General features: G+C 70.4%; 22 protein-coding genes. 7 read left to right on the top strand and 15 right to left on the bottom strand.

Translation table 11 applies throughout. The features are described 5' to 3' along the window. The first annotated feature begins 48 nt into the window (after positions 1 to 48). Positions 49 to 762, top strand: a complete 714-nt coding sequence (locus tag D187_RS23750) for a succinate dehydrogenase/fumarate reductase transmembrane subunit (protein WP_002628176.1) — start codon at positions 49 to 51, stop codon at positions 760 to 762. A gap of 89 nt (positions 763 to 851) precedes the next feature. On the opposite strand, the gene D187_RS23745 is transcribed toward D187_RS23750, so the two are convergent. From D187_RS23745 to D187_RS23735, 3 genes are all read right to left on the bottom strand, one after another. Continuing rightward, complete coding sequence (locus D187_RS23745) at positions 852 to 1379, bottom strand: single-stranded DNA-binding protein (RefSeq protein WP_002628175.1); 528 nt, start codon at positions 1377 to 1379, stop codon at positions 852 to 854. Between the two features lie 182 nt (positions 1380 to 1561). After that, positions 1562 to 3787 (bottom strand): D-alanyl-D-alanine carboxypeptidase/D-alanyl-D-alanine endopeptidase, encoded by a 2226-nt coding sequence (gene dacB / locus D187_RS23740; RefSeq protein WP_043431317.1) that lies wholly within the window; start codon positions 3785 to 3787, stop codon positions 1562 to 1564. Positions 3788 to 3971: 184 nt separating this feature from the next. After that, complete coding sequence (locus D187_RS23735; RefSeq protein ID WP_002628173.1) at positions 3972 to 4763, bottom strand: SDR family oxidoreductase; 792 nt, start codon at positions 4761 to 4763, stop codon at positions 3972 to 3974. Positions 4764 to 4898: 135 nt separating this feature from the next. Here D187_RS23735 and D187_RS23730 point away from each other — a divergent pair, with 135 nt between their 5' ends. The 5 genes from D187_RS23730 to dtd are packed head-to-tail and all read left to right on the top strand — an operon-like array spanning position 4899 to position 9103. Beyond that, complete coding sequence (locus D187_RS23730; RefSeq protein ID WP_020918225.1) at positions 4899 to 6419, top strand: ABC transporter substrate-binding protein; 1521 nt, start codon at positions 4899 to 4901, stop codon at positions 6417 to 6419. Then, positions 6416 to 7327 carry an ABC transporter permease gene (locus D187_RS23725; protein WP_002628171.1) on the top strand — a complete coding sequence of 304 codons (912 nt, stop codon included), beginning with the start codon at positions 6416 to 6418 and terminating at the stop codon, positions 7325 to 7327. Before D187_RS23730 ends, D187_RS23725 begins: the two co-directional genes overlap by 4 nt. Then, positions 7324 to 8142: an ABC transporter permease gene (locus D187_RS23720; RefSeq protein WP_002628170.1), complete on the top strand. Its 819-nt coding sequence runs from the start codon at positions 7324 to 7326 to the stop codon at positions 8140 to 8142. The genes D187_RS23725 and D187_RS23720 overlap by 4 nt, the downstream gene beginning before the upstream one ends. A 10-nt stretch (positions 8143 to 8152) precedes the next feature. Continuing rightward, a complete protein-coding gene (locus D187_RS23715; RefSeq protein ID WP_002628169.1) occupies positions 8153 to 8605 on the top strand; it encodes a GNAT family N-acetyltransferase in 453 nt (150 codons plus the stop codon). Positions 8606 to 8635: 30 nt separating this feature from the next. Beyond that, on the top strand, positions 8636 to 9103 hold the full coding sequence (gene dtd, locus D187_RS23710; RefSeq protein ID WP_043431270.1) for a D-aminoacyl-tRNA deacylase: 468 nt from the start codon (positions 8636 to 8638) through the stop codon (positions 9101 to 9103). Here dtd and D187_RS23705 read toward each other — a convergent pair. After that, positions 9051 to 9926, bottom strand: coding sequence for a lysozyme inhibitor LprI family protein (locus tag D187_RS23705; protein WP_002628168.1), 876 nt, complete (start codon positions 9924 to 9926; stop codon positions 9051 to 9053). The genes dtd and D187_RS23705 overlap by 53 nt on opposite strands. A gap of 23 nt (positions 9927 to 9949) precedes the next feature. Next, positions 9950 to 10411, bottom strand: a complete 462-nt coding sequence (locus tag D187_RS23700) for a PTS sugar transporter subunit IIA (RefSeq protein ID WP_002628167.1) — start codon at positions 10409 to 10411, stop codon at positions 9950 to 9952. 172 nt (positions 10412 to 10583) lie between these two features. Here D187_RS23700 and nagZ point away from each other — a divergent pair, with 172 nt between their 5' ends. Beyond that, positions 10584 to 12377, top strand: coding sequence for a beta-N-acetylhexosaminidase (gene nagZ, locus D187_RS23695; protein ID WP_245591798.1), 1794 nt, complete (start codon positions 10584 to 10586; stop codon positions 12375 to 12377). Here nagZ and hpf read toward each other — a convergent pair. The 10 genes from hpf to D187_RS23640 form a co-directional block, all read right to left on the bottom strand. After that, complete coding sequence (gene hpf, locus D187_RS23690) at positions 12374 to 13024, bottom strand: ribosome hibernation-promoting factor, HPF/YfiA family (RefSeq protein ID WP_002628164.1); 651 nt, start codon at positions 13022 to 13024, stop codon at positions 12374 to 12376. The genes nagZ and hpf overlap by 4 nt on opposite strands. A 227-nt stretch (positions 13025 to 13251) precedes the next feature. Next, the gene (locus D187_RS23685; protein WP_002628163.1) at positions 13252 to 14781 is read right to left on the bottom strand and encodes a sensor histidine kinase; all 1530 of its coding nucleotides are present in this window, start codon (positions 14779 to 14781) and stop codon (positions 13252 to 13254) included. A 170-nt stretch (positions 14782 to 14951) separates the two neighbouring features. Beyond that, positions 14952 to 15221, bottom strand: coding sequence for a GlsB/YeaQ/YmgE family stress response membrane protein (locus D187_RS23680; protein WP_002628162.1), 270 nt, complete (start codon positions 15219 to 15221; stop codon positions 14952 to 14954). A 101-nt stretch (positions 15222 to 15322) separates the two neighbouring features. Then, positions 15323 to 16042 carry a ribose-5-phosphate isomerase RpiA gene (gene rpiA, locus D187_RS23675; protein ID WP_002628161.1) on the bottom strand — a complete coding sequence of 240 codons (720 nt, stop codon included), beginning with the start codon at positions 16040 to 16042 and terminating at the stop codon, positions 15323 to 15325. Between the two features lie 417 nt (positions 16043 to 16459). Continuing rightward, positions 16460 to 17338 carry an SDR family oxidoreductase gene (locus D187_RS23670; RefSeq protein WP_002628160.1) on the bottom strand — a complete coding sequence of 293 codons (879 nt, stop codon included), beginning with the start codon at positions 17336 to 17338 and terminating at the stop codon, positions 16460 to 16462. A gap of 101 nt (positions 17339 to 17439) precedes the next feature. Then, positions 17440 to 18096, bottom strand: a complete 657-nt coding sequence (locus D187_RS23665; RefSeq protein ID WP_002628159.1) for a GNAT family N-acetyltransferase — start codon at positions 18094 to 18096, stop codon at positions 17440 to 17442. 53 nt (positions 18097 to 18149) lie between these two features. Continuing rightward, positions 18150 to 19661, bottom strand: coding sequence for an RNA polymerase factor sigma-54 (gene rpoN / locus D187_RS23660; protein WP_002628158.1), 1512 nt, complete (start codon positions 19659 to 19661; stop codon positions 18150 to 18152). A 263-nt stretch (positions 19662 to 19924) separates the two neighbouring features. Further along, entirely contained in the window at positions 19925 to 20662 is a 738-nt protein-coding gene (gene lptB, locus D187_RS23655) for an LPS export ABC transporter ATP-binding protein (RefSeq protein ID WP_002628157.1), read from the bottom strand. After that, a complete protein-coding gene (locus D187_RS55420; RefSeq protein ID WP_002628156.1) occupies positions 20659 to 21633 on the bottom strand; it encodes an LptA/OstA family protein in 975 nt (324 codons plus the stop codon). Before D187_RS55420 ends, lptB begins: the two co-directional genes overlap by 4 nt. Then, positions 21626 to 22045 (bottom strand): LptA/OstA family protein, encoded by a 420-nt coding sequence (locus D187_RS23640; RefSeq protein ID WP_002628155.1) that lies wholly within the window; start codon positions 22043 to 22045, stop codon positions 21626 to 21628. The genes D187_RS55420 and D187_RS23640 overlap by 8 nt, the downstream gene beginning before the upstream one ends. Positions 22046 to 22239: the final 194 nt, after the last annotated feature.

The following is a 22239-nucleotide window of genomic DNA, read 5'->3' as shown; positions in this document are numbered from 1 at the left end:
CTGACTTCCTGGCGCGACCCCCCAGGCCGCGCGACGTCCGGAGTTCCGATGAGCACCCAAGCCGCTGCCGCCGACGCCCTCCCCCAGAAGACGCCCTTCATCCAGTCCCGTCTGGGCTCGTTCCTCGCCGTGGTGCCGCTGAGCATCTGGGTGGTGAACCACCTGTGGGACAACCTCGCCGCCTTCCAAGGCGCCCAGGCCTGGCAGTCCGCAGTGACCGAGTACAAGCACCCGTACTCGATGATCTTCACCTTCATCATCGTGCTGCTGCCCCTGCTCATCCACACCGTGTGGGGCGTGGCGCGGCTGTTCAGCTTCCGGCCCAACCTGGGCGCCTACCCCAACTACGGCAACCTCAAGTACATCCTCCAGCGCGCCGCGGCCGTGGGCGTGCTTGGCTTCATCGGGGCCCACATGTGGCTGGCCTTCCTCCAGCCGCGGCTGGTGCACGGCGCGGCCGAGCCCTTCGCCGCCATCGCCTACGAGATGCACTGGCACACGCCCACCATCGTCGTCTACGTGCTCGGCATCCTCGGCACCGCGTACCACCTGGCCAACGGCCTCCAGGGCTTCGCCATGGGCTGGGGCCTGCTGGCCAGTGAGCGCTCCATGCGCCGCTTCGAGCCGTGGTCCATCGTCATCTTCCTCGTGCTGCTCGCCATGGGCTGGGGCGTGCTCTTCGCCATGTACCAGGCCGGTGGCACCCAGGCCGTCATCGACGCGCGCAACGCCATCGTCCAGTCGCAGGGCGACATGCACTGAAGCCCCGGGGCGCTCCCCGCCGAGCGCCCGCAACGACAACGGCCGCCCCGGTCTCCCGGGAGCGGCCGTTGGTGTTTCAGGGGCAGGCCCTAGAACGGGATGTCGTCGTCCCCGCCGTGGCCGCCACCCATGGGGCCACCGCCCTCGTCCATGGGAGGAGCGCCGTAGTCGTCGTAGCCGCCGCCCTGGGACTGGCCGCCGCCACCGCCGCGCTGCTGCGAGTAGCCCCCACCGCGGCCCCCGCCACCACCGCCGCCGCCCCCACCGCTCATGCCCGCGCCGTCACGGCCGCCGAGGAAGGTCACCGCGTTGGCCACCACCTCGGTGGTGTAGTTCTTGCGGTTCTCCTTGTCCGTCCACTCGCGCGTCTGCAGACGGCCCTCGATGTAGCACTGGCGGCCCTTCTTCAAATACTCACCGCACAGCTCCGCGAGCTTTCCCCACACCACGATGCGGTGCCACTCGGTGCGCTCCTGCTTCTGGCCGCTCTTGTCGGTCCAGTTGTCGCTGGTCGCGATGCGGAAGTTGGCCACCGCCTGTCCGCCCGGGGTGAAGCGCACTTCCGGGTCCGCCCCCAGGTTGCCAATGAGGATGACCTTGTTGACGCCTCCAGCCATGATGCCGTCCTTTCTCGAGCACCGGCCCACCACGGGCCAGTTACCTACATCCAAGAGCGAGAATGCCGCTCACGCTACTTTCCCTACCATAAGGGGCTGACAAGCACCTGAACAGGGCTTCAGCCCCCACCCTTCCCGGACGGTCGGAAGAAGGGAAGGAGGGAGGGCGAGCGGGCGGGCCCTCACCCGCCGGGACGGGTCTCCGAGAGGCCCGTACCGATGACGGGCGGAGAGGCCAGGACGGGCGTGCCCAGCGGCGGCTCGGCCCGGGGCGCCTTGGCCTCGGCGACCTTGCGCGACATCAGGCCCTCGAGCGAGCGGGAGAACTCCGCCACCTTCGGATCCGACGCGCCCAGGCTCTTGCGCAGCGCCTTCCAGAAGGGGTGCTCCGCCTCGCCCGTCTGCACGAGGCCCCGCGCGAGCAGCGTGGTGGCCGCCTCACGATCCTTGTCGCTCGCGGCGCGCAGCGCCAGCACGAGATCCTCGGGCGCCGAGCGGGCGATGGCGCCCAGGCCCTCGGCCATCTCCCCCTCGGCGAGGTTGTCGCCCGCGGAGGCCCCGGCCAGCTCGGCGACGCGCGAGAGCGCCTCGACGTTGCCGCTCGCGGCGAGCTCCACGAGGCTGCCCAGGCCCGGCACCTCCACCGACAGCTCCCGCGCCACGGTGCGCAGCCGGCCGTACACCTCCGCGCCCGCCGAGTAGCTGTCCAGGAGTGTGCGCACCCCGAGGTAGTCCTGGGGGTTGGACTGGTAGAGGCCCTCGGCCACCACCGCGCGCACCGCGGGGTCTCGCTCGCTGCGCCACGCCGTGCGCAGGAAGCCGATGTTGCGCGGGTCATGCTGGCTGCTCAGCGCGAGGTACGTCTTCACCCGGCTGCTCATCTCGCCCATGGGGCTGCTGGACTTCTCGCCGCTGGCGAGCTCGGCCACCGCGCGCCCGGGGCCCATCGTCGAGCCCACCGAGGCCACCGCCGAGCCCAGCGCGTCCAGGCCCCGCACCACCGGGCCCGAGCGGCCCGGGTAGTCGTTCACCATCATGGAGAAGATGAACTTCTCGCCGCCCGCCGCCTGCACGTAGCCGCTGAGCGCCGACACGTTCTCCAGCGTGCCCGTCTTGGCGCGCAGCCGGCCCACCGCCTCGGTGCCGTCGAAACGGTAGCGGAGCGTGCCGTCCTTGCCGGCGATGCCCAGCGAGGACAGGTACTCGGGCGCGAGCGGGAAGCGCTCGTACATGTAGCGGAGGATGCGGTCGAGCTGCGTGGCGGAGAAGCGGTTGGCGTCGTTGAGCCCGCTGCCGTTCTTCATCACGTAGGTGCCGCGGGGGATGCCCACCTCGCGCGCGAGGAAGTCCTCCACCACGTCCAGCCCCTTGGCGAACGAGCCCGGAGCACCCCGCGCCTCCGCGCCCATCGTCTTGAGGAGCGTCTCGGCGATGAAGTTGCTCGACAGCTTGTTGAGCCGCTTGAGCACGACGTCGAAGGTGTCCGAGTGCGCCACGAACACGAGCTTCGCGCGCTGCGGCGTCAGCCCCGCCTTCACCTTGCCCTTCACCTTGACGCCCCGCGCCACCAGCATCTGCTTGAGCGTCTGGCCGAAGTAGAGCGGCGGGTTGTCGATCTTCTTGTACACGCTCATGGCGCCGCCGGCCTCGGGCACCTGGCCGCGCACGATGATCTTCTGCTGCGCGCCCGCCGCGTCCGACGACACCGAGAAGCGACGCGCCTTCCGGTCGCCCGTGGTGAGCGTGTTCTCCACCACGAAGTAGTCGCTGGGCGGCTCGACCTCCACCACGCCCTTGGCGCCCAGGCGCTCACCGGGACGCAGGAAGACGCCCACCGCGTTCCAGTTCAGGCTCAGCGCTCCCGTGGGCGCCATGTAGGCCCGGTCCGAGTCCTCCTGGTCATACCCCGGCGGGGTGCGCTCGTCGTCGAACCACGCCTCGTCCACGACGATGTCCTGCACCTCGCGCAGGCCCGTGTGGAACAGGTCGCCCACCATGCCGTACAGCCGCTCGGTGGTGATGGAGGGGTCGCCCTTGCCGCGCACGTAGAGCGTCTTGGCCTTGAGGCCATCGGACTCCGTCTCCACGAGGAACTCGGTCTCGAAACGGAACTCGGGCCCGAGCGTGGAGAGCGCCGCCGCCGAGGTGACGAGCTTCACGTTGGAGGCGGGGTTGAGCAGCTCGTCCGCGTTGTGGCTGAACACCACCCCGCCGTCGTCGAGGCTCATCATGTGGACGCCCACACGGCTGGCGTTGAGGGGGTCGCGCTGCAGCACCTGCAACAACGACGCCTTGAGGGCCTCGCGCTCGGCGCGCTTCTTGTCATCCGCGGCGGCACTCACGCGCGGATGGGCGACGAAAAAGGCAATCGTCACGGCCAAGAGGGTTCTGGCTCGGGGGACCTGCACACACTCTCCGGGGAAGGTGATGGGCATTATGAAAGGGGGAGTCTGGGGCGGCAAGAGAGACACTCCCGAGCACCCCAGCTCCGGGGTGCCCGGTCTTCCACCAGGCGGCAAAGCATGCCCGCGCGGGGCCGGGAATTGATCGCTGCCCAACGTGAGGAGCCCACCGCCGGGCAGAAGGAATCGGCTACCAGGCGATGGGCTGGCGATCCCGGAAGAACCGTCCGGTGGGGCCCTCGGGAGGGAGGAGCGCCGCCCACACGAGGGTGTCGGCCCCCTGCTCCACATCCCGCGTGGCCCGGGCTCCACCCATGCGCGTGCGCACCCAGCCCGGACAGACGGCGTTGACGAGCACGCGCCGGGGTTTCAACTCCTCGGCCAGTAGCCGGGTAAGCGCGTTGAGGCCCAGCTTCGAGACGCGGTAGGCCGAGCCCGGCCAACCCTTCTGCTCGAACTGACCGGCGCGCACCTCGGCGGCGAACTCGTCCACCCAGGCGACCAGCGCGTCCTTGGAGGGGGGAGGATCGATGCGCTGGCGCAGGGCGGGTGGCAGGCCCTCCAGCGCGCCCATCCCACTGGACACCATGACGATGCGGCCGTGTTCGCGCATGAGCGGCAGCAGGTGTTCGGTGACGCGCAACGCGCCCGTGAAGTTCACCGCGAGCGTGCGCTCGACGACATCCGCGTTGAAGCCCTCCAGGGCGATGCCCGCGTTGTTGACGAGCGCCGCGAGCCGCAGCTCCTGACGTGCGAGCCGATCCGTGAGCTGGGCGACGCTCTCCTCGGAGGTGACGTCCAGGGGCTCGAAGCTCACCTCGAGGCCCTCCTCACGCAACGCGGCGGTGGCCTTGGCCCCCTCGGCGATGTCCCGAGCCGAGAGCAACACCCGCATGCCCCGCTGACCGAGCTGCCGGCAGACCTCGAACCCCAGTCCCCGGTTGCCGCCCGTCACGAGCGCCACTCCCGTTGCCTTGTCCATGGACCCACTCCTCTGGTGAGAAGGGAAAAGTAATGACGGACGCAAGCACGGGTAGGGGCACGCGCACGACGTGTTCTGTGTCACAACACGCCTTGCATGCCCCCGCCACTCCGATCCGCCCACCTGGGGCTCGTCATGGCACTCGTCATGGCGCTCGGGAGCGGCTGCCGCGCCGAGCCCGCCCCCGAGGGCATCACCGTGCTCATCGAGGCGCCACCCGACAGCCTCGACAGCCGGCTCGCGCTCACGGCGATGGGGCAGCGACTGTCCCAGTTGCTCACCCCTGGCCTCGTCACCGTGGATGACCGCGGCAGGCCCGTGCCCGACCTCGCCGAGTCCTTCCAGGAGCTGAGCCCCACGCTCGTGGAGTTCACCCTGCGACCGGGACTCACCTTCCACGACGGCGGCCCCCTCACCGCCTGGGACGTGAAGGCCACCTATGACAGCGTGAGGGAGCCCGCGCTCGCGAGCCCCCGGGCCGAGCGCTACTCGGCGCTCGCGTGGGTGGAGGTGAAGAACGCGCGCACGGTGCGCTTCCACCTGCGCCAGCCCTTCGCGCCCCTGCTGGCGGACCTGTCCCTGGGCATCCTCCCGGCCCGGCGCGCGTCGGCCGCCTTCAAGCAGGCCCAGGACGCTTCCCCGGTGGGCGCCGGCCCCTTCCGCTTCGAGTCCCAGCCGGACGAGGAACACCTGACGCTCGTGCCCTTCGCGGGCTACTTCCGGGGCGCGCCCGCCATCCCCCGGCTGCACTTCCGCGTGGTGCGCGACGAGACGACACGCGTGCTGGAGCTGCTCAAGGGCCGCGCGGACCTCGTGCTCAACGCGCTCTCCCCCGCCACCCTGCCCACCCTGGAGCGCGAGCCTTCCCTGCGCGTGCTCACCCGGCCGGGCACGGGCCTCGCCTACCTGGGCATGAACCTGCGCGAGGGGGCCCTCGCCGACGCGCGCGTGCGCCGCGCCCTCTGCCAGCTCATCGACGTGGAGCCGCTCGTCACCTACAAGCTGCACGGCCTCGCCCAACCCGCCCAGGGTCTGCTGCCGCGCACCAACTGGGCCTGGGCGCCCGTCGCCGGCTGCCGTCATGCCCCCGAGGAGGCGGCCCGGCTGCTCGACGAGGCGGGCTACCCGGATCCGGACGGCCCCGGAGGCGCTCCCCGGCTCACGCTCCAGCTCAAGACGAGCACCGACCGGCTGCGCCGCTCCATCGCGCTCGTGCTGCGCGAGCAACTGGGCCTCGGCGGCGTGGCCGTGGAGGTGCGCTCGCTCGAGTTCGCCACCTTCTTCAACGACGTGCGCCGGGGCAACTTCGAGCTCTTCACCCTCAAGTGGGCCTCCGTCGTCGAGCCGGACCTGATGCGCGGCGCGTACCACTCGGCCAACGTGCCCTCGGAGAAGAACCACTTCGGCGGGCTCAACCGAGGCGCGCTGGAGGACGCGGCGCTCGACGCCCTGCTCGACGAGGCCAGCCGCGTCACCACCCCCGAGCGCCTGCGCCTCTACGCCCGGGCCCAGGAGCGCCTGGACACACTCGTCCCCGTGGTGCCCTTGTGGCACGAGGACTCGGTGGCCGTCGTCTCCCGGCGCCTCCAGGACTTCGAGCCGAGCCCCCATGGCTTCTTCACCCCGCTCGCGCGTGCCCGCCAGGTGGGGCCATGAGGAGGCTCTTCTCCACGCTGCTCTCGGGCGTGGGCGCGCTGCTGCTCGTCTCGCTCTTCCTCCACCTCGTGCCGGGAGACCCCATCGACGTGATGCTCGGCGAGCAGGCCACGCAGGTGGACCGCGAGGCGCTGCGCCGCGCGGTGGGCCTCGACGAGCCCATCCCCGTGCAGCTCTGGCACTTCACGCGAGACTTGTTCACCGGCGAGCTGCGCACCTCGCTGCCCCCCTTCCAGAAGAAGGTGATGCCCGCCATTGGCGCGGCCCTGCCCTTCACCCTGGTGCTCGCGCTCGCGGCGCTGGGCGTGGCGGTCGTGCTGGCGCTTCCGCTCGGGGTGCTCGCCGCGTCGCGCCAGGGCACGTGGGTGGATGCCGCGGCCATGAGCGCGGCGGTGGCGGGCGTGGCGCTCCCACGCTTCTGGCTCGGGCCCGTGCTGCTGCTCGTCTTCTCCCTGAGACTCGACTGGCTGCCCGTGTCCGGCGCGGGCTCCTGGCGCCACCTCGTGCTGCCCGCCTTCACGCTGGGCACCGCGCTCGCCGCCTTCCTCGCGCGCATGACGCGCGCGAGCCTCCTGGAAGCACTGCGCGAGGACTACGTCACCGTCGCCCGGGCCCAGGGACTCAGCGCCCGGCGCGTGCTCTGGCGCCACGCCCTGCGCAATGCCCTCCTGCCGCTGCTCACCGTGCTGGGGCTCGAGCTCGGCGCCCTGCTGGGCGGGGCCATCGTCACCGAGAAGGTGTTCGCCTGGCCCGGCATGGGCACCCTGCTGCTGTCCGCCATCGAGCGGCGCGACTACAACACCGTGCGCGCCACCGTGCTCGTCTTCACCGGCTGCTTCCTGCTCGTCAACGCGCTCACCGACATGGCCTACACGCTCGCCGACCCCCGGCTGCGGAGGCGCGCATGAGGCGGCTGTCCCCCGGAGGACGCCTGGGCCTCGCCGTCACGGGCACGCTCGTGCTCGCCGCGCTGCTGGCCCCCGTGCTCAGTCCCTCGTCGCCCGAGGCCCTCGACCTGGCCGCCGAGCTGTCCCCGCCCGGCCCTGGCCACCCCCTGGGCGCGGGGGAGAATGGGATTGATCTGCTCACCCACGTGCTCCACGGCGCCCGCCTGTCGCTCACCGTCGCCGTCTTCACCGTGGCGCTCTCGGCCGCGGTGGGCACCGTGCTCGGAGGGATCGCCGGCTGGGTGGGTGGGCTCGTGGACGAGGTGCTCATGCGCCTGACCGACGTGCTGCTCGCCTTTCCCGGCCTGCTGCTCGCGCTCTTCCTCACCGCCGTGCTCGGGCCCTCGCTCGCGCATGTCGTGCTCGCCTTGAGCCTCACCGGGTGGACCGGTTACGCCCGGCTGGCGCGCGCCCAGGTGCTCACCCTGCGCGAGCGCGACTACGTGCAGGCCGCGCGTGCGCTCGGGGCCAGCGACGCGCGCATCCTCTGGTACCACCTGCTGCCCAATGCCGCGGGACCACTGCTCATCCAGGCCACCTCCGCCCTGCCGGGCACCCTCCTCGCCGAGTCCTCGCTCAGCTTCCTCGGACTCGGCGCGCCGCCGGGGACACCTTCCTGGGGAGCGCTGGTGGATCAGGGCACCCAGTACCTCCTCGTGGCGCCCCATGTCGCGCTCTTTCCCGGACTCGCCCTGGCGCTCGCGGTGCTCGGCTTTCACCTGCTCGGCGACGCGGTGCGCGATAGGTTAGATCCCCGGCATGCGGAACGCCGATGACAGGAGAGCCATGCTGACGTGGAAGTGGAAGAACTTCGCGGAGCTGACGCCCGACGAGCTGTACCTGGCGCTCGAGCTGCGCCAGCAGGTGTTCGTGGTGGAGCAGCGCTCCATCTATCTGGACGCGGATGGCTATGACCGGAGCGCCTACCACCTGCTCGGGATGGAGGACCAGCCGGAGGCGCCCTGGCTCGCGGCCTACCTGCGCGTGCTGCCCCCCAAGACGAAGTACCCGCAGGCGAGCCTGGGCCGGGTGGTGGTCGCCCCCGAGGCGCGGAGTCATGGTCATGGCCGGGTGCTGGTGCAGAAGGGGATCGACTTCATCGAGGCGCGCTACCCGCGCGTGCCCATCCGCATCGGCGCCCAGAACCACCTGCGCGCCTTCTACGAGGACTTCGGCTTCCGGGTGATGAGCGACGTCTACGACGAGGACGGCATCCCCCATGTCGACATGGTGCGCTGAGCCGCGCCGCGCGAGGGAAGGAGAGGCACGATGAAGGCAGTGGTGCAGCGGGTGCTCGAGGCCTCCGTCACGGTGGCGGGCGAGCGCGTGAGTCAGATGGGACCGGGGCTGCTGGTGCTGCTCGGCGTGGGCCAGGGCGACAGCGAGGCGGAGGTGGCATGGATGGCGGACAAGCTCGCCACCCTGCGCATCTTCGAGGACGCCGCGGGCAAGATGAACCTGTCGCTGGAGGACACCTCGCGCCAGCTCATCGTCGTCAGCCAGTTCACCCTCTATGGCGATGCGCGCAAGGGCCGCCGGCCCAGCTTCATCGAGGCCATGGAGCCGGTGGGGGCCAAGGCGCTCTACGAGCGCGTGTGCGAGGTGCTGCGCGCCCGCGGCCTCACCGTGGGCACCGGCGTCTTCGCCGCGGACATGAAGGTGGCGCTCGTCAACGACGGCCCCGTCACGATCCTGCTGGAGACTCCTCCGAAGGCTCCCCTTCCGGCGCCTCGTTGAGCGGGCGAATCACGTGCGCCACCAGGCCCGCTTCCTCCCGGGCCGCCTCGCGCACGAGCGCCGCCAAGAGGCCGATGCGCTCCACCCACGCGCCGCCCTGAGGCCCCGCCAGCGGCTCCGACAGCGCCGGACACTCGGTGGAGTGGCCCAACAACCAGGCCCGCACCGCCTCCCACTCCGGAGGCCGCGCCGACTCGAGCCGCTCGTGCTCGCGCTCCAGCAGTCGCTCCAGCTTGGACTCCAGCTGCGCGCTCCATTGCGCCACCGTGCTCGCCGGCCGCCACGCCCAGTCCGCGAAGGCATACTGCTGGCGCGACGCGTACTCGCCCCGCCCCAGGGTGGAGAAGACGCGATCCGGTGGGAAGGAGGGGAAGGGCTCCCACTGGCCGCCAATCAACGACGCGAGTCCCAGGTCCGCCACCGGGTAGCGCCGGAAGCCCTCGCGCCGGCCATGCGAGGCGCGCGCCTGGGCGTAGGGATAGGAGGGATCCTCCAACATCAGCGCCAGGTGCAGGGCCTCGTCCCAGTCCCCCACATAGCCCGCGTGCTCGCCGAGCACCCGCCAGCCCGAGGAACCAGGCGCCCACTGCATCCGCGTGAGCCTGTCCACCAGCGCCACCCAGGACGTCTGCTCCACGCCCCCGAGCCCGCCGCCGATGTGCGAGGCGAGCAGCTTGCCCGCCAGGAGGCTCGATTCGCCGTCGTCGAGCTGCCCCAGCAGGGTTTGCAATGCGCTGGCCGAGTCACTCATCGCGAGGGACAAGAAGGACAGCACGTGCTCATGGAAGAAGCGGTCGTTGACCGGCCGAAGGACCAGATCCATCCCCGCCAGCCTACCACGGCCCCTCAGGGCCGAGCGTCTTCCTGCACGATGAGGGCGTGAATGGCCTCGACGCTGGACGCTTCGAGGATGGAGGCGCGGAAGCGCGGATTTTTGAAGAGACGCGAGATCCGCGCGAGGGCCTTGAGGTGCACGCCCGCGCTGTTCTCCGGGGCCACCAGGGCGAAGAAGAGGTGCGTGGACTTGCCGTCGATGGCCTCGAAGTCGACGCCCTGACGGGACACGCCGAAGGCGGCCACGAGCTGGCCGAGCCCCGGCAGCTTGCCGTGGGGAATGGCCACGCCCTCGCCGATGCCGGTGGAGCCGAGCTTCTCGCGCTCGCGCAGCACCTCCACCAGCCGCTCGGCCTTCAGGGTCGGATGGGCATGGGAGAGTGCCGCGCTCAATTCGCGCAACACCTCTTGCTTGTCGCGGGCCTTGAGGTCCGAGACGACGGCTGGTGGGCTGAGGAACTCGGAGATTCGCAAGCTGGCGCTCCCGGCGGTGGCGCTCCCTGCGCGGGCAATTACTCCTGGCCCTTCATTCGCGCAAGGGTCGCATGCCCTCCTTCGCAACTCCTTGTCCGTCTTCGTGTGTTCCCGTGCTTCGGCGGCCGGAAGATGGAGGGGGTGGAAGGGCTCGTCTAGTCTCCATGGGAACGTGTCCCTCCGGCCCCCGCACGCCCTCGCGCTCCCCCTCGCCCTGCTGCTGGGGGCGTGTACCGTGGCGCCAGCCCCGCGCCGGGCCCCCGCCCCCCCTCCCCCGCCGCCCGCGCTCCCCCTCGTCGTCCCCGTCCCGGTGGACGCGCTCGCCGACGAGGTGGAACGGCTGCTCGCCCGCCTCTCCGTCGAGGACAAGGTGGGACAAGTGATGATGGTGGGCATCGGGGGGCGCGAGGTGGATGGCGCCGTGGAGGCGCTGGTGCGCGGCCACCGGGTGGGGGGCGTCTGCCTCTTCAAGCACAACATCTCGGACGGCCAGCAGGTGGCCCGGCTCAACCAGGACCTGCGCGAGCTGCTCTCCGATGGCATCCCCCCCTTCCTCGCGCTGGACCAGGAGGGGGGCAACGTCGTGCGGGTGAAGGACGACGTGGTGGTGTTGCCGGGCAACATGGCGCTGGGAGCCACGCGCTCGGCGCGGCTCGCCTACGCGGCGGGGCATGCCCAGGCGGAGGACCTGCGGCGGCTGGGCTTCAACATGAACCTGGCCCCCGTGCTGGACGTCAACCTCAACCCGCGCAACCCCGTCATCGGCAGCCGCTCCTATGGAGACTCGATTCCCCTCGTGTCCGAGCTGGGGCGCGCCTTCGTGCGCGGCCAGCAGGACGCGGGGCTCGTCACCGTGGCCAAGCACTTCCCCGGCCATGGCGCCACGGACGCCGACAGCCACCACGCGCTGCCCGTCATGCTCGAGTCGCGCGAGGAGGTGCTCGCCCAGATGGAGCCCTTCCGGGCCGTCATCCGCGAGGGGCTGGACGGGTTGATGACCGCGCACGTCGCCGTGCCCGCCCTCACCGGAGACGACGCGCCCGCCACCGTCCACCCCCAGGTGCTGCGCGGCCTCTTGCGCGAGCGGCTCGACTTCCAGGGTCTGGTCCTCACCGACGAATTGGAGATGGAGCCCATCGCCCGACGCTACGGCGTGGGTCAGGCGGCGGTGCTGGCGGTGAACGCCGGCGCGGACATGGTGCTCGTGCCCTGGCACGCGGAGAAGAAGCGAGAGGTGCACGCGGCGCTCCTGTCCGCGGTGCGCAGTGGCGAGCTGTCCGCCGCCCGCCTGGATGAAGCGGTGCGTCACATCCTCGCCACCAAGGTGCGCCGGGGGCTGTTCACCCCGCCCCTCCCCGTGGAGGAGCGTCTGGCTACCCCGCGCTCGGCCGAGCACGAGGAGGTGGCCCACCGCATCGCCCGCGCCGCCGTCACCCTGCTGCGCACCGACGGCGAGCACTTCCCCCTGCCCTCCGGCGTGCGCCTGGGCGTCCTCACCGCCGAGGACTCGCTCGGGCAGGCCATCCGGGAGCGGATGCCGGGCGCCCGGGTGTTGGACGTGCCCGCCTGGCCCTCGCGGGCCCAGCGCGCGCGCATGCGGCAGCGGGCCCGCGCCCTCGCGCTCCAGTCGGACGTGGTGGTGGTGGGGATGATCAACTCGCGCCAGCTGGAGCTCGTCACCCTGGCCGCCTCGCTCGGGCGCCCCGTGGTGCTCGTGTCCATGGGCCTGCCCTACCTGGCCGAGCGAGCCACCGCGGCCCGCGCGGTGCTCGCCGTCTACTCGTACCAACCCACCGCCACCGAGGCCGCCGCGGCCGCGCTCTTCGGGGAGATTGGCACGCCGGGCCGGCTGCCCGTGGACCTGGGCCGGCTCACCTTCGGCTACGGCCTGGAGGTGCCACGCCGTCAACAGGCCGCCGCTCCACCCGCCCCTCGGGGAGAGGCGGGAGGCGGCCGCCCGCGTTAGCCGGCGTTGGGCGGCGCGTGCACGCCGATGAGGCCGAACTGCCCATCGTCCTTGCGCCGGTACACCACGCAGACCTCGTGCGTGGTCGCGTGCTGGAAGACGTAGAAGTCCTGGTTGAGCAGGTTCATCTGCATCACCGCCTCATCCACCGACATGGGCTTCACGGTGATTTCCGAGGTGCGCACGATGCGCTGCGCGGGGGACTGGGGGGCCGGAGCGGCCGCGGGCGAGGCCGAGCGCAGGGCCTCGGCGGTGTCCGAGGCGTCCGCGAACGCCTCCTCCTCGGGCAGCTCGAACACCTTGTGGCGCACCTTGAAGTTGTTCACCAGCTCGTGCCGGTGGTGCACGCGCTCGCGCCCGTGGTGGTTCTTGATCTTCTCCTTGTACTTGCGCAGCTGCGCTTCGATCTTGTCCATCGCGCTGTCGATGGACGCGTACATGTCCTCGCTCTTCTCCCTGCCGCGCAGCACCCAGGCGCCCGAGTGGATGGTGATGTCCGCGTGGTGCAGGTGCCGCTCGAGCGACAACACCACGTGGGCCTCTCCGGCGCGATCCAGGTACTTGTTCACCCGCTCGACCTTCTCCTTCGCGTACTCCTTGAGGGAATCGGACGAACCGAACTGGCGGAAGGTGATGTTGAGCTGCATGCGTTTCTGCCTCCTTGTTGGGGCCCAAGAGAGACAACCGGGACCGCGCCCCGATCAGAAACGCTCCACCGCATCGAATGCAACCCACCCACTCCACAGGATGGCTGCTCGTACACCACCCGACAGGCAGTGTCGTCCTGACTTTCCAATTGGGCTGGATTTCCAACACGCGATGTGTGGGCGAGGCCACCGTGCGTCGGAGCGAGGGAGAAGCGAGCGATGAGCGACTAGAGGGGCAACTCGACGAAGAAGGCCGCGCCCCGTCCGCCGGGTCCGGGCTCCACGTACACACGGCCCTGGTGGCCCTCGACGCACTGGCGCACGACGAAGAGTCCCAGGCCGAGTCCTCCCGCGCGCGCCTCGCCCTGCACCTGCTCGAAGCGCGCGAAGATGCGCTCGCGATCCGCCTCCGGCACACCGGGCCCCTCGTCGCGCACCACCAGCCGCGCGCCCCCCGCGAAGCGCTCCAGCAGGACCTCCACCGGATGTCCCCCACCGTGGCGCAGGGCATTGAACAGCAGGTTGACGAGCACCTGCTCCACCCGCAGCCGATCGAAGCGTCCCACCACGCGCGGCTCGATGAAGCTCATGAGGGACACGCCGGCCGTGCGCGCCTCGTCCTCGGTGCGCGCCACCACCTCGGACACCAGCGCCGACAGGTCTCCGGTGGTGAAGATGAAGTCGAGCTGGCCGTGGCGGATGCGGCTGACGTCCAGCAGGTTGTCGCCCAGCGTCCCCAGGCGCCGCAGGCCCCGGTCGATGGCATCCAGACGCGCCTGGACGCGGGGCGCCCTCAGGAGGGTGGAGACGTCCTCCTCGCCCAGCCGCCGCAACATCTGCACTTGCAGATTCAGGCCCGTCAGGGGCGTCTTGAGCTCATGGCCCGCGAGCGACAGGAAGTCCTCGCGCACGCGCACCGACTCCTGCAGCGCCAGCTCCGTCTCCTTCAACTGGGTGATGTCGAGGATGGCGCCGCGAACCACCACGGGCCGGCCGTCCCCATCGCGCAGCACCCGGGCCCGGCTGGTGAGCCAGCGCCACGAGCCCTCCACGCCCCGGACGCGGAAGGTGGAGGTATAGGCCTTCACCTCCTGGGAGGAAAAGACGGTGGCGACCTGCGCCTCCACCTCGGGCCGGTCCTCCGGATGCAGCGCCGCCAGGAAGCGCTCGTGCGTCCACGTGGCCAGGGGCTCGGGGTAGCCGTAGAGCCGATCATGCCCCTCGGAGCGGAAGACCTGGCCGGTGGCGAGGTTCGTCTCCCAGACGGCCATCTGCGCGGAGTCGAGCGCCACCTGGAAGCGCTCGCCCAACAGCCGGAAGCTCTTCTCCGTCTGCTCCACCAGCGCCTGGGCCTCCTCGCGCTGGGTGATGTCGGTGGCGAGCACCCACAACTCCTCGCCCACCGGCACCACCGACACCTCCAACCAGGTGCGCGGGGGCAGCGAGGCGAGAAAGCGCGCGGGCTGGCGCGACTCCAGGGCGGCCACGAGCCGCTCGTGCAACGTGCGGCCCATCAGCCCGGGCGCCGCCGTCCACGGCGCCTGGCCTCGAAGCCGCTCGGCCTCCACGCCCAGGAGCGCCGCCGCGCGCGTGTTGCACCGCAGCACCCGGCCCCGCTCGTCCAGGGACAGGAAGGCCTCGGCCATGTGCTCGAGCAACAGCTCGAAGCGCTCGTCCGACGGAGGACGCGGGGTGTCGGAAGTGGAGTCAGGCGCCGGATGAGAACCGGGCACGCGTGAAGCAAGGGGCGCGCTCACCTCGCCACGCTCGCTGGAGCGCCTGTTGTCGTCAAGCACCGCGACAGGTCGGGTAGGAAAGAAGACGCCGCGGGTGAGCCCCACCGCCCGGAATCAACGGACGGTGCGGCCGGCCCGGGGCATGGCACCCGGCCCGCCCCGGGGGTTGGGTGCACGAGGCACCCGGTGCCTCACACCCGCCTGTACGTCGTCCGATGGATGGCCCGCAGAATCAATAGCAGGACGACGGCGCCGACGAAGGCCACGATGATGGTCGAGACGATGCCGCTACCCGGAGCGCCCACCCCCATGGCGCGGAAGAGCCATCCGCCCAGGAACGCGCCCACGATGCCCACGACGATGTCGCCCACGAGGCCATAGCCCCCACCCACGACCGCCGAGGCCAGCCAACCCGCGATGAGACCGATGAACAGCCAGAGCACCAGTGTTTCGAGACCCATGTGAGAACCCCTCCAGCTCCAGTTGGTGACGACTGAAGAGGTAAGCACCCTGGGGCCCAATGGGAGGGGCGGCCGGGCGGGCGAGCCCTCCAACGAACCTTTCATCCGGGATGGCGAACTTCCACGCCCCGGGAACCGGCCACGATGAGCTCCGACGTCATCCCGAGGAACAGGCCATGCTCCACGAGCCCGGCCCGGGCCTGAAGCCGCGCGGCCAGCGCTTCCGGGTCCTCCAGGGCACCCCAGGCACAGTCGAGGATGAAGTGGCCCTGATCCGTCACGAAGGGAGAGCCCTCGGGGCCCAGGCGCTGGGTGACGCGTGCCCCCAGTCCTTCCAGGTAGAGCGCCTGCGAGCGCCAGCCAAACGGCACCACCTCCACCGGCACCGCCCAGCGCGTGCCCAACCGGGGGGACAACTTGCCCTCGTCCACCACGATGATCAGCCGGCGGCTCGCCTGGGCGACGATCTTCTCGCGCAACAGCGCGCCGCCCCCGCCCTTGATGAGCCGCAGTGCCGGGTCCACCTCGTCCGCGCCGTCGATGCAGAGATCCAACACGGGGTGCGCCTCCAGCGTGGTGAGGGGCACGCCGAGCGACTCCGCCAGGGCCTCCGTCCGCCGCGACGTCGGCACGCCCTTCACGTCCAGCAGCTTCCCCTCGCTCCGCAAGGCGGCCAGCCGGTGCACCACGTGGGCCGCGGTGCTTCCCGTGCCCAGCCCCACCACCATGCCCGGCTGGATGGACTCCACCGCGCGCTCGGCGGCCTCGCGCTTGTGCCGGTCGGCATCGATGGCGGCACCCTTCTCGACGGATGGGCTCATGGCGGGGCTCCTCGTGGCGTGGAGGGGAAGTCCTTCAGGCAAGCGCAGCCTGCCCCGGACCTCTCGCTCCAGCCCGCAAAAGGTTTGGGGAGGAGCCGCCCCCCAGCGGCTCCTCCCCAATGAACAACGAACAACCCCCACTACCGCCCCTGACAGGGCACTCCCCTCCAACGACCCTTCGACCCCCCGCCCCCCACCTGCCCCACGCCCCTCGACCCGACCTGCCCGCCCCCCACCTGCCCACCCATCCCCGTCACTGCGTGAGCGGAGATAAAGCATCGCGCGTGCCAAGGGGTCCACGGCCAGAAAGACCTGGGATTTCAAGCGGTTGGGTTACGAGCGAGGAATGACCCGTCTCCGAGCCGGTAAGACTTACGCGGACCCGGAGACGGGGGAGGACAGCGCGGCGGAGGCGACTCAGGCGAGCAGCTTGCCGCCGGTGACGCCGAGCACCTCGCCGTTGACGTAGGTGGACTCGTCGGAGGCGAGGAACACGTAGGAGGGCGCCAGCTCGACGGGCTGACCGGCGCGGCCGGTGGGGTTGTCCTCGCCGAAGGACTTCACCTTCTCCGCGTCGAAGGAGGCGGGGATGATGGGCGTCCACACGGGGCCGGGCGCCACGCAGTTGACGCGGATGCCGCGCTCGATGAGTTCCTGGGCCAGGCCCTTGGTGAAGGTGACGATGGCGCCCTTGGTGCACGCGTAGTCGAGGATGCTGGGCGTGGGCTGGTAGGCCTGGATGGAGGCCGTGTTGATGATGGTGGAGCCCTTCTTCATGTGCGGCAGCGCGTAGCGCACCAGGTGGAACATCGCGAGGATGTTGGTGCGGAAGGTGCGCTCGAGCCGCTCGGCGGAGATCTCCTCGAACTTCTCCACCGCCTTGCCCTGGTAGGCGGCGTTGTTGACGAGGATGTCGATGCGGCCGAAGCGCTTCACCGTGTCCTCGATGAGGCGGCGGCACACGGCCTCGTCCGTGAGATCTCCCCGGAAGGACACCACCTGGTGGCCGGACTCCTCGACGGCGCGCCGGGTCACCTCGGCGTCCTGGTCCTCGTTGAGGTAGCCGAAGGCCACGTCGGCGCCCTCGCGGGCGAACGCCAGGCACACCGCGCGGCCGATGCCACTGTCGCCGCCAGTGACGAGCGCCACGCGGCCCTTCAACCGGCCAAGCCCCTTGTACGAGGTCAGCCCGTAATCGGGCTCGGGCGTCATCTTGGACTCGAGCGCCGGGGCCGACTGCTCCTGCGGAGGCTGCGGGGGCGGGTTGCCGGCGGAACGCGGATCTTTCTGAGCCATGTGGGAAATCCTCGGGTTGGGTGTACCCAGCCCACGGTGGGGAGGCCGGGTGTGACTGGCAACCACCGCGCGAGGACCCCACGCCCGGGAAGCGGGCGGGCTCAGCGACCAGTGATCTCCAGCTTGCGCGCGAGGCCCGCCTTCACCTCGGGCCACTCGGTATCGACGATGCCGTAGTAGGCCGAGTCGCGCACCTGACCGCCGCGCACCAGCATGTGGTGGCGGAGGACTCCCTCGAAGCGCGCGCCCAGCCGCTCGATGGCCGTGCGCGAGCGGGTGTTGCGCCGGTCGGTCTTGAGCTGCACGCGCATCACCCCGAGCGTCTCGAAGGCATGGCGCAGCAGGAGGAACTTGCACTCGGTGTTCACCCGGGAGCGCCAGACGCGCCGGGCCAGCCACGTGCTGCCAATCTCCAGCGTGCGGTGCGTGCGTTGGATGTCCAGGTAGCGCGTGGTGCCCACCGGCGTGCCCGTCTCCCGCTCGAGGATGACGAAGGGCCGCTCCACCCCCGCCTCCGCGGCCTTCAGCGCGGCGGCGACGTAGGCCTCCACGTCCGCGGGCGTGCGCAGCACCAGGTTGAAGTGCTCGAAGATCTCTGGCTCGAGCAGCGCCGCGAGCCCGGGGACATGCGAGAGGGCGAGCGGCTCGAGGCGCACGTGCTCGCCCTCCAGGGTCACCGGAGGGACGACGAGCGGCGTGGGTTCACGCGTGGGGACGGGGCCGGACTCGGGGCTCATGGCGGACATGGGCCGCATCATGAGCCCCCTCCGGGCCTTCCGGACAAGCCCTGTCCGGGAGGGGGCGCGCGGGGCTAGAAGTAGCGCTTGCGCTTGCTGCTCGGCAGGATGTTGAGCACCTCGCGGTACTTGGCCACGGTGCGCCGGGCGATCTCCGTGCCCTGGGCCTTGAGCAGCTCGACGATCTTCTGATCCGAGTAGGGGTTGCGCGGATCTTCCTGGCTGACGAGCTGCTTGATGTGGTGCTTGACGGCCTCGCTCGCGGTGTCGTCGCCGGACACGCGGGCGATGGACGAGTTGAAGAAGTACTTCAGCTCGAAGATGCCCTGGGGCGTGTGCACGTACTTGTTCGTCGTCACGCGCGACACGGTGGACTCGTGCATGCCGATGTCCTCGGCCACGTCCCGGAGGATGAGCGGCTTGAGGTGCGCGATGCCCTGGTCGAGGAACTCGCGCTGGAACTTCACGATGCTCTCGGTGACCTTGTAGATGGTGCGCTGGCGCTGGTGGATGGAGCGGATGAGCCACTGGGCGCTCCGGAGCTTCTCCTGGATGAACTCCTTGGTCTGCCCGGGGCCCACCCCGCCCGCCTTGAGCGCGTTACGGTACATGCCGGAGATGCGCAGCTTGGACAGGCCGTCGTCGTTGAGCACCACCGTGTAGTCGTCCTCCATCTTGTAGACGAACACGTCCGGGGTGATGAACTGCGCGTCGTCGCCGCTGAAGTTGCGGCCCGGCTTGGGATCCAACCGCGGCAGGAGCTTGGAGGCCTCCACCACCTCCTCGAGCGACACCTTCAAGTCCTTGGCGATCGCCGGGAGGTTCTTGCTCTCCAGGTACTTCATGTGGCGCTTGATGATGAGGCCGAGCAGCGGTGCGTGCTTCTCCTTGAGCGCGGCCACCTGGATGAGCAGGCACTCCTGCAAGTCGCGCGCGGCGCAGCCCTTGGGCTCCAGGTTCTGGATGCGGCGCAGGGTGCGCTCGGCCACGCTCATGGGCACGTCCGCCTCGTTGGCCAGGCGGATGAGGGGGTCTCCCTCCACCTCCTCCAGCTTGAGGTAGCCGTCGTGGTCCAGGTTGCCGAGGATGAGCATACCCACGCGGCGCTCGGCCTCGTTGAGCCGCAGCGTGCCCAGCTGCTCCTGCAGGTGGTCGACCAGGTCCTCCTTCTCCACCATGTTGGCTTCGAAGGAGGGCATGTCGTCCGTGGCCACGTTGCCCTTGTTGGACGCCGTGGTCGGCTCGTTGAACTGGTAGCTGTTGAGGTACGCCTCCCAGTCGATCTCCGGCGGGCCGTCCTTGTCGGCCTTGAACTCCGTCGCCGTGTCCGGGGTGCGTGCCTCCATGTCCCTGGGAATCTCGGTATTCGCGGCTTCCAGGGAAGCCTCGCCCGGCTCCTTGTCGGACAGGTCGCCGAAGGGCGTCTCGTCCGGCTGTTCCAGGAGTGGATTCTGATCCATCTCCTCCCGGACCTGCTCCAACAACTCCATGCGCGAGAGTTGCAGCAGCTTGATGGCCTGCTGCAGCTGGGGCGTCATCACCAGCTGCTGCGAAAGCTTCAGGCTCTGCTTGAGTTCCATCGCCATTTCTGGGGTCTCCCGCCCTTTTCAATGCTCGACTTGACGGCGACCCGCCATCAAGGACCGTGCCAAGCTAACAAGGCCCCCTGACTTCGTCCAGTGCCCCCGGGTCCGGCGCATCCCTTGCAGTGAGTGAATTTCTCCTTTTATTCCGCGAGTTTAGCCAACCTCGCGAATCGCGGGAGACGTTCAGGAATGGACGGGTGGACACCAGGCGACGAGGCGGGCACGGGCGGAGCGACGGCCTCGGGGGGGCGGACGGTGGGCCCTCACCCGGACTGCAGGCGGAAACGCTCGCCGAGATACACCGCTCGCGCCCGGGGTGAAGCGACGAGCTGTTCGGGCGTCCCCTCTTCGAGGATCTGCCCCTGTGCGATGATGTACGCCCGATCACAGATGCCCAGGGTCTCCTGGACGTTGTGATCGGTGATGAGCACGCCCAGGCCGCGGGACTTGAGCAGGGAGATCTGCGCCTGGATGTCGCCCACGTTGATGGGGTCCACGCCGGCGAAGGGCTCGTCGAAGAGGATGAAGCGCGGCTCGGGAATGAGCGAGCGGGCGATCTCCGTGCGGCGGCGCTCGCCTCCGGAGAGCACCTCGCCGGGGGCCTCGGCCACGTGGCGCAGGTCGAACTCCTCCAGCAGTTGCTCGGCCCGGCGCTCGCGGGCGGCGCGGTCCAGGCCCTTCTGCAGCTCGAGCACGGACAGGAAGTTCTGCCGCACGGTGAGCTTGCGGAAGATGGAGGACTCCTGGGGCAGGTAGCCCAGGCCGTGGAGGGTGCGCCGGTGCATGGGCAGCCCGGTGAGATCCGCGCCCTCCATGCGCACGCGGCCGGCATCGGGCCGCACCAGGCCCACCACCATGTTGAAGCTCGTCGTCTTGCCGGCGCCGTTGGGGCCCAACAACCCCACCACCTCGCCCTGCGCGACCTGGAAGGACACGCCCCGCACCACCTGACGCTTGTTGAAGGTCTTCTGGAGACCCTCCGCGAACAACCGGCCGCTCATGGTTGCCTGGTACTCCCCGACTGCGAGTTGTCAGGCGACTTGCCTGGAGGCCCCTTGCCCGCCCCCTTGCCCCGAGGCGCGGACGGCGCGGACTCGACGGTCACAACGGCGTCCTTCACCTCGAAATTCGCGTCGCCGATCGTCATCCGCACTTCCGAGCCACGCAGGTGGGTGGTGGCGTCGCGCGCCTCGGGGTTGCCCGTCAGCCACAGCACCCCGGTGGGGACGTTGAGCTCGGCCCGCTCGCCCCGCGCCTGCCGCGCCCCGTCCTGGGCGCGCACGTGCCCCACGCACTCGGCCCGGCTCACCTCCCGCGTCGCGCTGAAGTAGGTGATCATCTTGTCGCACCGCAGATCCAACGTCCGGTGCTTCACCACCACGTCTCCCGTGAAGACGGCCTGGGTGGACGAGCCGACGACCCGGCGGGCGGTGATCTCCGCGGGGAACCGCTGCGCGCCGCCCTCCTTGCCCCCGCCCTTGCGCGGCGTGCGCAGCGGAGCCGCCTCGAGGGTGACGACGGCCTCGTCCACCTCGTACTCCATGCCCCGCGCGCCCATGAGCAGGCGCACCTCGGAGCCGCGCAGGGCCGTGGTGGGATCCCTCGCCTCGGGGTTGCCCGTCACCACGAGCCTGCCGCTGGGCACGTCGAGCACGGCGCGCTCGCCCTGGGCGGTGCGCTCCCCGTCCACCAGGCGCATGTTCCCCGCGCACTCCACGCGCGTCACCTCGCGCGGGCCCGTGTAGGAGGCGGTCATCTCGTCACAGCGCAGGTCCATGGTGCGCTGCTTGACCACCACGTCGCCGGAGAAGACGGCCTGATCGCGCGAGCCCCTCACCCGCTTGGAGGTGATCTCCACCGGATTCCTCAGCCGCGGCTCCTCCTTGCGGGGCGCGGGGGCGGCCCCCGGGGCGGCGCTGGCCACCGGCACGGGCTGGGCCACGAAGAAAGCCGTCAGGAGGTACTCAATCATCCGCGGCCTCCAGCACGGTGTGCACCGAGCCCTCGAAGGTGAATTGCCCATCGGGCAGGGAAATCAGGAACGTCTCGGCGCTCAGGCGGTAGTCGGGGCCCTGGACCTGGACCCCCTCGGCGCCGCGCGCCGTTTGTTGGACGGCGTCATAGGCGACCCGGGGGGTGCGCGCCACCATGCCGGAGGGGTTGCGCACGACCACGTCCCCGGTGGCCACGAGCTGCCGGGTGCCCAGGTGGCCCTCCAGCTCCCGCGCGGTCACCACCGTGACGTCCCCGGGCGTCTTGCCGGGCACCCGGATCGTGGCCTCGGAGGCGGTGAGATCACCGCTGCGCTCGTAGGTGGCGCTGCGCGCCTGGCCCTCCAGCGAGGGGGTGTTCCCCTCGAACGAGCGCAGGCGAACCCCATGCATCACCACCGCGGGCGGCGAGGAGGCATCCGCCTGCCCCTGGGGGGGAGTACAAGCCGACCCAAGGGAGAAGACGCAACCTAGGAAAATGACGGCACGTGTCACGACTCCCTCTCTATCACCCCATGAGAAAAGGTTGTGGCATCCGAGCGCTCGCCTGGAGGTCCGCTTCAGGAATGATCCAGGTGAGGGTGCAC

Source organism: Cystobacter fuscus DSM 2262 (assembly GCF_000335475.2).
GTDB classification, from domain to species: Bacteria; Myxococcota; Myxococcia; order Myxococcales; family Myxococcaceae; genus Cystobacter; species Cystobacter fuscus.
The sequence above is the reverse complement of the archived record's forward strand: the minus strand, read 5'-3'. Positions and strand labels throughout refer to the sequence as shown.

Coding starts and splice junctions, on each gene's coding strand:
- D187_RS23750 (WP_002628176.1), top strand. CDS start 49: ATGAGCACCCAAGCCGCTGCCGCCGACGCCCTCCCCCAGAAGACGCCC.
- D187_RS23745 (WP_002628175.1), bottom strand. CDS start 1,379: ATGGCTGGAGGCGTCAACAAGGTCATCCTCATTGGCAACCTGGGGGCG.
- D187_RS23735 (WP_002628173.1), bottom strand. CDS start 4,763: ATGGACAAGGCAACGGGAGTGGCGCTCGTGACGGGCGGCAACCGGGGA.
- D187_RS23730 (WP_020918225.1), top strand. CDS start 4,899: ATGGCACTCGTCATGGCGCTCGGGAGCGGCTGCCGCGCCGAGCCCGCC.
- D187_RS23725 (WP_002628171.1), top strand. CDS start 6,416: ATGAGGAGGCTCTTCTCCACGCTGCTCTCGGGCGTGGGCGCGCTGCTG.
- D187_RS23720 (WP_002628170.1), top strand. CDS start 7,324: ATGAGGCGGCTGTCCCCCGGAGGACGCCTGGGCCTCGCCGTCACGGGC.
- D187_RS23715 (WP_002628169.1), top strand. CDS start 8,153: ATGCTGACGTGGAAGTGGAAGAACTTCGCGGAGCTGACGCCCGACGAG.
- dtd (WP_043431270.1), top strand. CDS start 8,636: ATGAAGGCAGTGGTGCAGCGGGTGCTCGAGGCCTCCGTCACGGTGGCG.
- D187_RS23705 (WP_002628168.1), bottom strand. CDS start 9,926: ATGGATCTGGTCCTTCGGCCGGTCAACGACCGCTTCTTCCATGAGCAC.
- hpf (WP_002628164.1), bottom strand. CDS start 13,024: ATGCAGCTCAACATCACCTTCCGCCAGTTCGGTTCGTCCGATTCCCTC.
- D187_RS23680 (WP_002628162.1), bottom strand. CDS start 15,221: ATGGGTCTCGAAACACTGGTGCTCTGGCTGTTCATCGGTCTCATCGCG.
- rpiA (WP_002628161.1), bottom strand. CDS start 16,042: ATGAGCCCATCCGTCGAGAAGGGTGCCGCCATCGATGCCGACCGGCAC.
- D187_RS23670 (WP_002628160.1), bottom strand. CDS start 17,338: ATGGCTCAGAAAGATCCGCGTTCCGCCGGCAACCCGCCCCCGCAGCCT.
- D187_RS23665 (WP_002628159.1), bottom strand. CDS start 18,096: ATGATGCGGCCCATGTCCGCCATGAGCCCCGAGTCCGGCCCCGTCCCC.
- rpoN (WP_002628158.1), bottom strand. CDS start 19,661: ATGGCGATGGAACTCAAGCAGAGCCTGAAGCTTTCGCAGCAGCTGGTG.
- lptB (WP_002628157.1), bottom strand. CDS start 20,662: ATGAGCGGCCGGTTGTTCGCGGAGGGTCTCCAGAAGACCTTCAACAAG.
- D187_RS55420 (WP_002628156.1), bottom strand. CDS start 21,633: ATGATTGAGTACCTCCTGACGGCTTTCTTCGTGGCCCAGCCCGTGCCG.
- D187_RS23640 (WP_002628155.1), bottom strand. CDS start 22,045: ATGCATGGGGTTCGCCTGCGCTCGTTCGAGGGGAACACCCCCTCGCTG.